This is a genomic window from Methylibium sp. (genome assembly GCF_013817365.1).
Classification (GTDB): Bacteria; Pseudomonadota; Gammaproteobacteria; order Burkholderiales; family Burkholderiaceae_C; genus Methylibium.
On record NZ_JACDCU010000081.1, the window covers coordinates 1 to 11695 of the forward strand.

The following is an 11695-nucleotide window of genomic DNA, read 5'->3' on the forward strand; positions in this document are numbered from 1 at the left end:
ACCGCTTCGAGTTGCCCGTGCATCGCCTCGACGAAGCACGCCTCGGTCACCTCGTCGATCAGCAAAGCCGGCTTGCCGCCCTGCCCTTCGGCCGCCTCGGCCACACGGCCGAAGTCGTAGCAGGCCAGCGGGCCGGCCCAGGTGCTGCGTTTCGTGTGCGCCAGCACGGCGAGCTGGAAGGCAGTGCAATCGCTGTGGCCGACCCAGCGCTTGCCCGCGTCGATGGACCTTGCGATGAGCGCGTAGTCGATGCGGTCGAGCAGGCGGGTGAGGCCGTAGCCGCCGCGTGCGGCCAAGGCGATGTCGCGACCGTCACCGGCCACGCGGTGCAGCGCTGCGAGGCGCGAATCGTCATCGCCGGCGAAACGCTGATGGCCGGCCCGCGCGGCCTCGTCGAGCTGCGCATCGAAGCCGAGCTTGCGCAGGTGGCGCAGCGCGCGGGTCAGCTCGGCGCCTCGCGCAACCCGGCCGGCGGGCGAGTGGAGGGTGAGGCTCAGCGGCCGAGCGGCAGCGTTCTCGCGGTCATGCCCGAGGCCAGCCTCGTGAGCGTCGAGGCGGGCGGGCTTGTGAGTGTCGAGGCGGGCGGGCATCACTTGTCGGACAGTTCGCCGGGCAAGGTGTCCTGCATCTCGATCACCTCCACGATGTCGTAGTCGGGCTCCCCGCTCAGCAGCGCCGACGGCCCGGCCGCTTGCTCGCGCAATGCGCGGGCCTGCGCGCGGCGTTCGGCGAAGAACTCGCGCAGCAGTGCGCCGCAGGGTTCGGCCAGCACGCCGCGCACGATCTCGGTGTGGTGGTTGAGCTGCCTGATCGCAAACAGGTCGAGCACCGAGCCGGCGCCTCCCGTCTTGGGATCGACCGCACCGAACACCACGCGCTTGAAGCGCGCATGCAGCAAGGCCATCGCGCACATGGCGCAGGGCTCGAGCGTGACGTACAGCTCGCACTCGGGCAGCCGGTAGTTGCCGAGCAACTGCGCGGCATGGCGCAGCGCCACGATTTCGGCGTGCGCGGTCGGGTCGTGGGTGGTGACGGGGCGGTTGTAGCCGGTGGCGACGACCTGGCGCACGCCCTCGACGTCGCGCACGATGACCGCGCCGACCGGCACTTCGCCGACCAGCCAGGCGTTGTGCGCCTGATCGAGCGCCAGGCGCATGCCGGCTTCGTCGTGCAGCGCCTGCTCGGCCGGCTCATTGCGCTCGCTCATGCGCCGCTCCTGAGAATCCGCCACGCCATGCGCTTCCAACGCACGGGCTCGACCGATGTGTGCGATCGTCCCCGCAGGGCCTTTGCCTTCATTGCTCGGCGCCTTCCAGCCGGGCCGGCGCCTGCTGGATGAGCCGGTTCACGTCGTCGGCGACCTGACGTTGCAGGGCTTTCGACTGTTGTGCCGGCGTGCCGCCGGGCGCCGCGGCACTGGCGCCGTCTTCGGGCGCGGCAGTGACCTCCAGCGCACGCAACTGCTTCGAGGCCAGCGAGCCGACGATCGCCAACACGACGAGCAGCGACAGCACTCCGAAGATCGATTTCATGGCCTCCTCCGCTCGCAGCTTTGTTGAAACGGAGCATACCGCCCGACTCCATCTCTCCTGGGCAACTCCGTGGCCGCCGCTCGCCTGCCGGAATGCAGATCGCTGCGCCGTGACGCAATCCCAGCGGACCACCCGGGCCCCGAACATCCGCAACGCTCAAGTGTCGCTGTCGTATGCCGAAGTCAGACGTGATCGGGATGCCCACGTCGGGTACCCGTTCACCAAGACCAAAGGCCTGTATGAAGTCGATACGCCACACGTTCACGCTCCTGATCGCATCGGGAATCCTCGCCGCCAGCATGCTGACCGCCGTGTCGCTCTGGGGCGCTTACAGCTCCAAAGACGCCGCGCAGCGCACCTTCGTCGGCAAGGACGTGGTGGCCGACATCCTTCCGCCGCCCATGTACCTGATCGAGCTGCGCCTGGTGCTTTCGCAGGCCGTCGAGGGCGGCCTGACGATCGACCGCGCACAGGCGCATGCGGCGCGTCTCGAGAAGGAGTACGCCGATCGGGTTGCCTACTGGATCGCCAACCCGCCTTACGGCCTGGAGAAAAAGCTGCTGGGGCCGCAGCATGAAGCGGCCGATCGCTTCATCGCCGTTTCGCGCACGGTACTGAGCACCGTCGCCAGCGGTGATCTGCCGGCCGCACAGGCGGCCTTGAAAGCCGCCGATGCGGCCTATGCCCTGCACCGCGCCGGCGTGGACGACACCGTGCAGGCCGCGACCGCCTTCGCAGGCGTTGCGGCCGCCGGTTTCACGGCCACGCTGAGCAATGTCGAGCGCGCGCAATGGCTCATCTTCCTCGTGTCATCGGCTTTGCTCGTGGCTTGCGGTGTCTGGGCCCGCCGATCGATCTGGTCGTCGCTGGGCGGCGAGCCGGCCCAGGCCGCAGCCATCGCTCACGCCGTGGCGGCAGGCGACCTGTCTGTTCGCGTGGACGTGGCCCCGGGCGACAGCACCAGCGTGATGGCCGCCCTGCGCACCATGTGCGAGAGCCTCACCCGCGTCGTCGGTGCCGTGCGAACGAGCAGCGACTCCATCGCCACCGGCTCGCAACAGATCGCCACCGGCAACACCGACCTGAGCCAGCGCACCGAGGAGCAGTCGGCCAATCTCCAGCAGACCGCGGCTTCGATGGAAGAGTTGAGCTCGGCGGTGAAAAGCACCGCCGAAGCGGCCCGCCGGGCGACCGATCTGGCGAGCGCTGCCAGCGCCGCGGCCACGCAGGGCGGCGAGGTGGTTCACCGGGTGGTCTCGACCATGGACCAGATCGCGCAGAGCTCCAGGAAGATCGGCGAGATCGTCGGCGTGATCGACGCGATCGCTTTCCAGACCAACATCCTCGCCCTGAATGCGGCGGTCGAGGCGGCCCGTGCCGGGGAACAGGGGCGCGGTTTCGCCGTCGTGGCGAGCGAGGTGCGCGCCCTGGCCCAGCGAAGCGCCGATTCGGCCAAGGAGATCAAGAGCCTGATCGGATCGAGCGTGCAGTGCGTGCAGGCCGGCTCGGTCCTCGTCGACGAGGCGGGCAGCCACATGGTGGACATCGTCGGCCAGGTTCAACGCGTGGCGGCACTCGTGGCGGAGATCGGCAACGCGAGTGCCGAGCAGACCTCCGGCATCGGCCAGGTCAGCACGGCGGTCACGCAGTTGGACCAGGTGACGCAGAAGAACGCCGCGCTGGTGGAGGAATCGGGTGCGGCGGCCGAGAGCTTGCGCCCAGCCCGAACCGGTTCCCGCCTCATGTCCCACACGGAAAGATCGAGGACACCACTTGCCACCCTCCACTACATCTACGACCCTTTCTGCGGCTGGTACTACGGCGCTGCGCCGTTGGTGACGGCTGCCGCTGAGCTTGATGGCCTAAAGGTGGTTCCCCATGGGGGAGGCATGCTTACTGGCGCCAGCGCGACGAAGATATCGCCGGAGTGGCGCGAGTTCGTGCGCCCGCACGATCAGCGCATCGCGACTCTCAGCGCCCAATCGTTCGGGGACCCATCGCGGATCAGCGAGTACAAATTGCAGACATGCGTGCTTCGGAGCTGTCGGACGCATTGCGACGCAAAAAGCTCGATGTGGGCTTCTCGTTCGGACTGCCGCATGGCGACGCCATCGCGCAGCAGCCTGCATGGAGCTATCCCGTCATGGCGTTACTTGTTACTGCCGCTCTGGCACGAACTGGCATCCCAGCCCGTGCTTCCCATTGCCGAACTTCTGGCGTTTGCACTGCTGTCCTGCCACGCCACGCGGCAGCCCGGGCTTTCGCAGCAGATGCGGGTCATCGTGCAGCGGCACACCGACACCAACGCTAGCCGGCGAAGCCTGCACGTTGACCGGCTACGTCACGCGCGTAGCTGCCGGAATGGGCGTTGGATTGGGGGACGCTGGCCACATCGCGACATTGCGACATTGCGACATTGCGACATTGCGACGCACAGATATTGTGGTGGTCCCGTTGGCAGAAGTAGAGCCCATCACAACTTACGTGCTGCACAAGCACCAAAGATTCGGATTGCCCGGCCCACTGCAAGTACAACTTTGTATTGAGCGTTACGGCAATCGCGCGCGTCACCTGCTGCCGCGCCATCACTTTGAGTTGCTTGGTACCAATCGGTGCCGATAGATTTCAAAGAGAAAATTATCATTCCCACTCGATCGTCGCCGGCGGCTTGCTCGAAATGTCGTAGGTCACGCGGTTGATACCCCGCACCTCGTTGATGATGCGGCCGGACACCTTCTTGAGCAGCGCATAGGGCAGCTCGGCCCAGTCCGCCGTCATGAAGTCGCTGGTCTGCACCGCTCGCAGCGCGACCACGTAGTCGTAGGTGCGGCCGTCACCCATCACGCCCACGCTCTTGACCGGCAGGAACACGGCGAAGGCCTGACTGGTCAGCTCGTACCAGCTCTTGCCGCTGGCGGTGTCGAAGTTGCTGCGCAACTCCTCGATGAAGATGGCGTCGGCGCGGCGCAGGAGATCAGCGTATGCGGGCTTCACCTCGCCGAGGATGCGCACGCCCAGGCCAGGGCCGGGGAAGGGATGGCGGTAGACCATTTCTGGCGGCAAGCCGAGCGCCACGCCGAGTTCGCGCACCTCGTCCTTGAACAACTCGCGCAGCGGCTCGAGCAGTTTGAGGCCCAGCGTTTCGGGCAACCCGCCGACGTTGTGGTGGCTCTTGATCGACGTCGCCTTCTTGGTCTTCGCGCCGCCGGACTCGATCACATCGGGGTAGATCGTGCCCTGGGCCAGCCACTTGGCCTGCTGCAGCTTGCCGGCCTCGCGCTGGAACACTTCCACGAACTCTCGGCCGATGATCTTGCGCTTTTGCTCGGGATCGCTTACGCCCTGCAAGGCGCCGAGAAACTGCTCGCCCGCATCGACATGAATCACTTTCGCGTGCAGCTTGCCGGCGAACATCTCCATCACCATGCGGCCCTCGTTCAGGCGCAGCAGGCCGTGATCGACGAACACGCAGGTGAGTTGCTCGCCGATGGCGCGGTGGATCAGCGCCGCGGCGACGCTCGAATCGACGCCGCCCGACAGGCCGAGGATCACCTCTTCGCCGCCGACCTGTTCGCGGATGCGTGCGACCGCCTCTTCGATGTAGTCGCCCATCACCCAGTCGGGCTTCGCGCCGGCGATGTCGAGCACGAAGCGGTTGAGCAGCGCCCGACCCTGCAGGGTGTGCGTGACTTCGGGGTGGAACTGCACGCCGTAGTAGCCGCGTGCCCCGTCGGCCATGCCTGCGATCGGGCAGCTCGGCGTGCTGGCCATGAGCTTGAAGCCTGGCGGCAACTGCGTGACCTTGTCTCCGTGGCTCATCCAGACCTTGAGCATGCCGAAGCCTTCGGCGGTCGAGAAATCCTCGATGCCCTGCAACAGCTTCGTGTGGCCATGTGCCCTCACCTCGGCATAGCCGAACTCCCGGTGCGTGCTGGCCTGGACCTCGCCACCCTGCTGAACGGCCATGGTGAACATGCCGTAGCAGATGCCCAGCACCGGCACGCCCAGCTCCCACACCGCCTGCGGTGCGCGCAGGTCATGCTCCTCGTAGGTGGAGGCATGGCTGCCGGAGAGGATCACACCCTTGGGGCAGAAGTCGCGGATGAAGTCGTCCGACACGTCGTTCGGATGGATCTCGCAATACACATGGGCCTCGCGCACGCGCCGCGCGATGAGCTGCGTGACTTGCGAGCCGAAGTCGAGGATCAGGATCTTGTCGTGCATGGTGGTCAAGGACTGAAGGATTTGTTCAAACGGTCGACTCGGCAACGGAGCGCTCATGTCGCGTCGCGCGCTCGGCGCGAAAGTGGCGCAGCGCCAGCATCATCGCCACGGCCTGCAGCGCAGCGCAGAAGTAGAACGGCGTGCCGATGCGCCAGTCACCCGGCGGCAGGTCTGAGACCAGCACCAGCAGCGGCGCGGCGATCACCGGCGCGGCAACGGCCATCAGGCTGTTGAGCGACGACACCGCCCCCAGCGTCTGGCCCTGCGTGCGCGGATCGGCGGCGTTGGAAACGATGCTCTGCAGCGAAGCCGTGACCGCGAAGCCCAGCACGTTGCAGCCGATCACGACATAGAGCATCCAGCCCTCGCTCGCCGCGCCCCACATCAGGTACGACAGACTGGACGACACCAGGCCCATCACCGCCAGTCGCCGCGCGGAGAAGCGCTTGAGCAGCCGGCCCAGCAGGAAGCCTTGCACGAGCGTGGACATCACGCCCACCGCAAACAGCGACCAGCCATTCTCCAGCGGCCCCCAGCCGAACTTGAAGGTGGTGTAGAGCACCCAGGTGGTGTGCAGCATGAACTGCGCCAGGCTCGAAAGCGCAATCACCACGACCAGTGCGCCCACGCCCTCGAGCTGCGCCAGACCCTTGAGTGAACTGACCGGGTTGGCCTTCTTCCAGTCGATGCTGCGGCGGCGGTCGAGCGGCAGCGACTCGGGCAGCACGAAATAGCCGTACAGCCAGTTCACCAGCGCCAGGCCGCCCGCCACGAAGAAAGGCAGCCGCACATCGATCGCGCCAAGCAGGCCGCCGAGCACCGGGCCGAGGATGAAGCCCAGGCCGAACATCGCGCCCAGCAGGCCGAAACGCCGGGCGCGCTGCTCGGGCGGCGTGATGTCGGCCACATAGGCGTTGGCGACGGCCGCGTTGGCCTGCATGGCCCCGCCGAACAGCCGCACCGCGATCAGCATCCACAAGGCCGTGGCAAGCGCTGTGGCGAAGAAGGTGAGCGCGAGACCGCAAAAACCCATCAGCAGCACCGGACGGCGGCCGTAGCGGTCGGAAAGCGCCCCGAGAATGGGTGAGCCGAAGAAGCTGGCGATGCCGAAGGCGAAGGCGACTGCGCCGTACCAGAAGGCCTGATCGGCCTGCGAGCCGGTGAAGCCTCCCACCAGCGCCGGCAGCACCGGGATGATCAGGCCGATCGACACCATGTCGATCAGCACGGCGATCAGAATGAAGGGCATGGCAGCGGCACGCGCGGGCGGCGCGGCGCCTTCGAGAACCGTTGTCATTCGACGTCTTTGACCGAAGCAAGCGTCCGTGGCGCATCGATCCGCTGCAGCCCCACTCAATCAGCCCGGTAGTTCGGTGCTTCTTTGGTGATCTGCACGTCGTGCACGTGGCTCTCGCGAATGCCGGCGGTGGTGATCTCGACGAAGCTGGCGCGCTCGCGCATCTCGTCGACCGTGGCACACCCGCAGTAGCCCATCGAAGCCCGCAGGCCGCCGGCCATCTGGTACACGATGGCGATGGCCGAGCCCTTGTAGGGCACGCGGCCCTCGATGCCCTCGGGCACGAACTTGTCGGCGTTCGGATTCGCGCCGCTGGTGTCCTGAAAGTAGCGGTCGGCACTGCCCTGCTGCATGGCGCCGATCGAGCCCATGCCGCGGTAGCTCTTGTAGCTGCGGCCCTGGAACAGCACGATCTCGCCCGGCGCCTCTTCGGTGCCGGCGAACATGCCGCCCATCATCACCGTGTGCGCGCCGGCGGCCAGCGCCTTGGCGATGTCGCCCGAGTAGCGCACGCCGCCGTCGGCGATGAGCGGCACGCCCGAGCCTTTGAGCGCCGTGGCCACGTTGTCGATCGCGGTGATCTGCGGCACGCCTACGCCGGCGACGATGCGCGTGGTGCAGATGGAGCCCGGGCCGATGCCGACCTTCACGCCGTCGGCTCCCGCCTCGGCCAGCGCCAGTGCGGCCTCTCCGGTGGCGATGTTGCCGCCGATCACGTCGATCTGCGGGTAGTTCTTCTTGACCCAGCGCACCCGCTCGATCACGCCCTTGCTGTGGCCGTGGGCCGTGTCGACCACGATGGCATCCACGCCGGCCTTGACCAGCGCCTCCACGCGCTCCTCGGTGCCTTCGCCGACGCCGACCGCCGCTCCGACCCTGAGCTTTCCCTGTGCGTCGCGCGCCGCATTCGGGAAGTTGGTCTGCTTGGTGATGTCCTTGACGGTAAAGAGGCCGCGCAGTTCGTTGGCCGCATTGACCACCACCACGCGCTCGAGCTTGTGCTGGTGCATCAGCGCCTTGGCTTCCTGCAACGTGGCGCCTTCCTTGACCGAAACGAGCCGCTCGCGCGGCGTCATGATCTCGCGCACGGGGGCGTCCAGGCGAGTCTCGAAGCGCAGGTCGCGCCCGGTGATGATGCCCACCACCTTGCCGTCGTCGACCACCGGAAAGCCCGAAATGCCATGCGCGCGCGACAGCTCGATGACATCGCGCACCCGCACGCCCGACGAGATGGTGATCGGGTCGCGCAGCAGCCCGGACTCGTAGCGCTTCACGCGGGAAACCTCGGCGGCCTGCTGCTTGGGAGTCAGGTTCTTGTGGACGATGCCGATGCCGCCTTCCTGCGCGAGCGCGATGGCCAGGCGCGCCTCGGTCACCGTGTCCATGGCCGCCGAAGCGAGCGGCAGGTTGAGCAGGATGTTGCGGGAAAAGCGCGTCGCGAGCGAGGTGTCGCGAGGCAGGACCTGGGAGAACGCGGGCACCAGCAACACGTCGTCGAACGTGAGCGCTTTGCCAAGAAGGCGCATGGGAAAAGCTCCTGTCGCAAAAGCAAATTATAGAGAGGCCGGTGCCGGCCCCTGCGGCGTGACTTCCATCTCGAAAAGGGCCGCGGGGCGGCGCTGCCCTGCCACAGGGCCACCGCTACACTTTCTCGATGACAGCCGCAACGACCGCCCTTTTTTCACGTTGCCTGATCGCCGCGGTGGCGGCGGGCGCCTTGCTGACCGGCCTGACCGCGCAGGCTCAGTGGAAATGGCGCGACGCCCGAGGCCAGGTCCAGTACAGCGACACGCCACCGCCGCTCGGCACGGCCGAGAGCGACGTGCTGCAACGACCGCGCCCGCCGGCTCCGGTTGTCACGCCTTCCAGCGCCCCGGCCGCTGCAGCCTCGGCGGTGCAGCCCGCGCTGCCGGCCAGCGCGAGCGTCGATCCCGCCTTGGAGGCGCGCCGCAAGCAGGCCGAGGCGCAAGAGGCCGCCAAGAGCAAGGCCGAGGAAGACCGCGTGGCCCAGGTCCGCGCACAGAATTGCGAGCGCGCACGCGCCTACATGCGTTCGCTGGAAAGCGGCCAGCGCATGGCCCGCACGAACGCCAAGGGCGAGCGCGAGGTCTTCGACGACGCCATCCGCGCCCGCGAGACCGCGCAGACCCGTCAAGTCATCGCCTCCGAGTGCCGTTGACGGATCGTCGCCTGGGCTTCGATACAGAAGCGAAGCGAGGCGTTCGGGCCAAAGACTCCGTAAGTCCTAGCGCTTGTTCGCAACGCTCCTCTGGCGTTGCTGCCGCAGCCGGCGCGCTTCCTTCGGATCCACCTCGAGTGCCCGGTACAGCTCGAGCCTGTCGCCCTCGCGCAGCACGTCGTCCGGCCGGCACGCCCGGCCCCACACGCCCATGCGCTGCAGGGCCAGGTCGATGCCGGGATGACGCTGCAGCAGGCCGCTGGCCTGTAATGCATCGGCTACCGTGCTGCATTGCGGCAGTTCGAGCTCGATGTGATCGACCTCCCGCTCGCATGGGCTGTACGCCACTTCGACTCTCAAGCGGAGCCCTCTTCAGCGCGGGCCGTACACCGTTTCGGCACGCTTGACGAAGCCGTCGACGAAGGTGTTGGCGATGCGGTCGAACACGGGGCTCACCACCATCTCGAGCGGCTTGCTGCTGAAGGCATAGCACAGCTCGAACTCGATGCGGCAGGCGCGTGGCGCCTCGGCGCCCGAAGCAGTTTCCCCACCGCCCAGCGCCACGAAACGCCAGGTCCCGTCGAGCCGCGAGAACGGCCCGTCGACCAGCGCCACCAGCACCGATTCGCCCGGGACCTGCGTGTTGCGGGTCGTGAAGGCGTGACGCACGCGGTGGTAGTTGAGGTGCAGCCGGGCGATCATGCCGGTGTCGCTCGCCTCCAGAACCTCGGCGCGCTCGCACCAGGGCAGAAACTGCGGGTAATCGGGCACAGCGACCACCAGGTCGTACATCTCGCGCGCCGAGTACCAGAGAAGGACCGATTTCTTGACGTGCTTCATGGCTTCTTAGAATGGCCTGATTCTATTGAGAGGCTTCATGGCCGCCATCGCAGACAACAAAAAGGCCCGCTTCAACTACACGCTCGAGGAACAGTACGAGTGCGGTGTGGTGCTCGAAGGCTGGGAAGTCAAGGCGGTGCGCGCCGGGCAGGTGCAGTTGACCGACGGCTACGTGGTGATCAAGGACGGCGAGCTATTCATGATCGGCTGCCGCATCAACCCGCTGCGCGAAGCCTCGACCCACGTGCACCCCGAGGCCGACCGCACCAAGAAACTGCTCATGCACAAGGAGGAGATCCGGCGCCTGATCGGCAAGGTCGAGCAAAAGGGCTACACCCTGGTGCCGCTGAACCTGCACTACAAGGGCGGCCGGGTGAAGGCCGACATCGCCCTGGCCAAGGGCAAGGACCTGCACGACAAGCGCGACACCGAGAAAAAGCGCGACTGGGAGCGCGAGAAGGGCCGGCTGATGAGACACAAGGTCTCGTCGAAGCCGAAGGGCTGATCAGCGCAGCGCGACGGGCACCAGTCGTTCCGAGGGTTTGACCTCCGAATCGGGATCGAGCTCTATTGCCACTTGAGTGCAGACCGCGCGGCAGAGCATGGCGACCCGCTCGCTTTGCAGCCGGTAGTACATCTGCGTGCCTTCGCGGCGCTTGGCGAGCACGCCGCTGCGGTAGAGCGTGGCGAGGTGCTGCGACATGTTGGGCTGGGTGGTGTCGATCTCGGACAGCAGCTCCGACACGTTCTTTTCGCCCTGGCACACGGCACTGATGATCTTCAGCCGGATCGGCGTGGACAAGACCGAGAACAGCTCGGCAACCGAATCGAACACGAGGTCTTCGCTGCGCTTCGCATCCATGCACGTACTTCGGTGGTTGCAGATGCCAAAAATTGTATTCGGAACCACCGATATTTCAATCGGGCTGCTTGAAGCGGTAGTGGTCCCGGTTGAGCACCGCGGCGATGGCCGTCACCTCCTCCGGAAACATGCCCAGGTTCATCTGCGTGTTGCACTGTTCGACCATGCCGCGCAGGAAGCCCGGCGTGTTGATGCGCCCTTTCGGCCTGTAAATCGCCGAGCCGTCGCCGCCGACCGTCTTGGTGTGGCACTGCGCGCAGCGGTGCTCCTCGATCAAACGCTCGCCCAGGGCCAGATCAGCGCCGTCGAATATTTCCGTACTGGTCTGCGCCGCGGCGGGTGAGCCGGGCAGCGCGCACGCAAGCGCGAACGACATCGAGGACGCAAGGCGATGAAACTTCATGGCGGCTCCCGGCTGCAACGTGGAGGCACCATCATGCTCCCTACGCGAACCCCCGGGCGTCTCTTACTTCAGTCCTCTCGCTTGGATCTATGCTTCAGCCCGGCTCGGGGGAGTTTCCGGTTTGCCCACCGGGCGCGGCGCGACAATCCGGACATGCAGGACGTCGATCATTCGGCTATCACCAGCCAGGTACTGTGGGGCGCCTTCCTCCTCGCCACGCTGTTCGGCGCGATTGCGCAGCGCACCCATTTCTGCACCATGGGCGCTATTGCCGATGTGGTGAACATGCGCGACTGGACCCGCGCGCGCATGTGGGCGCTGGCCATCGCGGTGGCGATCCTCGGCTTCAACGCGATGG

13 protein-coding genes and 1 pseudogene are annotated in these 11695 nt (G+C 66.7%); 4 read left to right on the top strand and 10 right to left on the bottom strand.

Annotated features, from left to right (window positions below; all coding sequences use genetic code 11):
* The 3 genes from H0W38_RS07305 to H0W38_RS07315 all read right to left on the bottom strand — a co-directional run.
* Positions 1-590: LD-carboxypeptidase (locus H0W38_RS07305; protein WP_292452512.1), on the bottom strand; the 590-nt coding region annotated here is incomplete at its 3' end.
* A complete protein-coding gene (gene tadA / locus H0W38_RS07310) occupies positions 590-1207 on the bottom strand; it encodes a tRNA adenosine(34) deaminase TadA (RefSeq protein ID WP_292452513.1) in 618 nt (205 codons plus the stop codon). The genes H0W38_RS07305 and tadA, both read right to left, overlap by 1 nt.
* A gap of 88 nt (positions 1208-1295) precedes the next feature.
* Positions 1296-1532 (bottom strand): hypothetical protein, encoded by a 237-nt coding sequence (locus H0W38_RS07315; RefSeq protein ID WP_292452515.1) that lies wholly within the window; start codon positions 1530-1532, stop codon positions 1296-1298.
* 848 nt (positions 1533-2380) lie between these two features.
* On the opposite strand from H0W38_RS07315, the pseudogene H0W38_RS07320 reads away from it, so the two are divergent.
* A pseudogene (locus H0W38_RS07320) lies at positions 2381-3247 on the top strand (methyl-accepting chemotaxis protein); the annotation flags it as partial.
* A 925-nt stretch (positions 3248-4172) separates the two neighbouring features.
* On the opposite strand, the gene guaA reads toward H0W38_RS07320, so the two are convergent.
* From guaA to guaB, 3 genes are read right to left on the bottom strand one after another with little or no spacing between them, the layout of a single operon-like run.
* A complete protein-coding gene (gene guaA, locus H0W38_RS07325) occupies positions 4173-5756 on the bottom strand; it encodes a glutamine-hydrolyzing GMP synthase (protein ID WP_292452534.1) in 1584 nt (527 codons plus the stop codon).
* A gap of 25 nt (positions 5757-5781) precedes the next feature.
* Positions 5782-7053 (bottom strand): MFS transporter, encoded by a 1272-nt coding sequence (locus H0W38_RS07330; protein WP_292452517.1) that lies wholly within the window; start codon positions 7051-7053, stop codon positions 5782-5784.
* A gap of 56 nt (positions 7054-7109) precedes the next feature.
* Positions 7110-8579, bottom strand: coding sequence for an IMP dehydrogenase (guaB, locus tag H0W38_RS07335; protein ID WP_292452519.1), 1470 nt, complete (start codon positions 8577-8579; stop codon positions 7110-7112).
* Positions 8580-8707: 128 nt separating this feature from the next.
* Here guaB and H0W38_RS07340 point away from each other — a divergent pair, with 128 nt between their 5' ends.
* On the top strand, positions 8708-9232 hold the full coding sequence (locus tag H0W38_RS07340; protein ID WP_292452522.1) for a DUF4124 domain-containing protein: 525 nt from the start codon (positions 8708-8710) through the stop codon (positions 9230-9232).
* Between the two features lie 66 nt (positions 9233-9298).
* Here the strand turns inward: H0W38_RS07340 and H0W38_RS07345 are convergent, their stop codons facing one another.
* Together H0W38_RS07345 and H0W38_RS07350 are read right to left on the bottom strand one after the other, a co-directional pair.
* Positions 9299-9592, bottom strand: a complete 294-nt coding sequence (locus tag H0W38_RS07345; RefSeq protein WP_292452524.1) for an RnfH family protein — start codon at positions 9590-9592, stop codon at positions 9299-9301.
* 12 nt (positions 9593-9604) lie between these two features.
* Positions 9605-10072: a type II toxin-antitoxin system RatA family toxin gene (locus H0W38_RS07350; RefSeq protein ID WP_292452526.1), complete on the bottom strand. Its 468-nt coding sequence runs from the start codon at positions 10070-10072 to the stop codon at positions 9605-9607.
* 37 nt (positions 10073-10109) lie between these two features.
* Between H0W38_RS07350 and smpB the strand changes: the two genes are divergently transcribed.
* The gene (gene smpB / locus H0W38_RS07355) at positions 10110-10577 is read left to right on the top strand and encodes an SsrA-binding protein SmpB (RefSeq protein WP_292452527.1); all 468 of its coding nucleotides are present in this window, start codon (positions 10110-10112) and stop codon (positions 10575-10577) included.
* Here the strand turns inward: smpB and H0W38_RS07360 are convergent, their stop codons facing one another.
* A complete protein-coding gene (locus H0W38_RS07360) occupies positions 10578-10934 on the bottom strand; it encodes a helix-turn-helix transcriptional regulator (protein ID WP_292452529.1) in 357 nt (118 codons plus the stop codon).
* 55 nt (positions 10935-10989) lie between these two features.
* Positions 10990-11337 carry a cytochrome c gene (locus H0W38_RS07365; protein ID WP_292452531.1) on the bottom strand — a complete coding sequence of 116 codons (348 nt, stop codon included), beginning with the start codon at positions 11335-11337 and terminating at the stop codon, positions 10990-10992.
* A 153-nt stretch (positions 11338-11490) separates the two neighbouring features.
* On the opposite strand from H0W38_RS07365, the gene H0W38_RS07370 reads away from it, so the two are divergent.
* A partial coding sequence (locus H0W38_RS07370; protein ID WP_292452533.1) for a YeeE/YedE thiosulfate transporter family protein occupies positions 11491-11695 on the top strand: 205 nt, incomplete at its 3' end.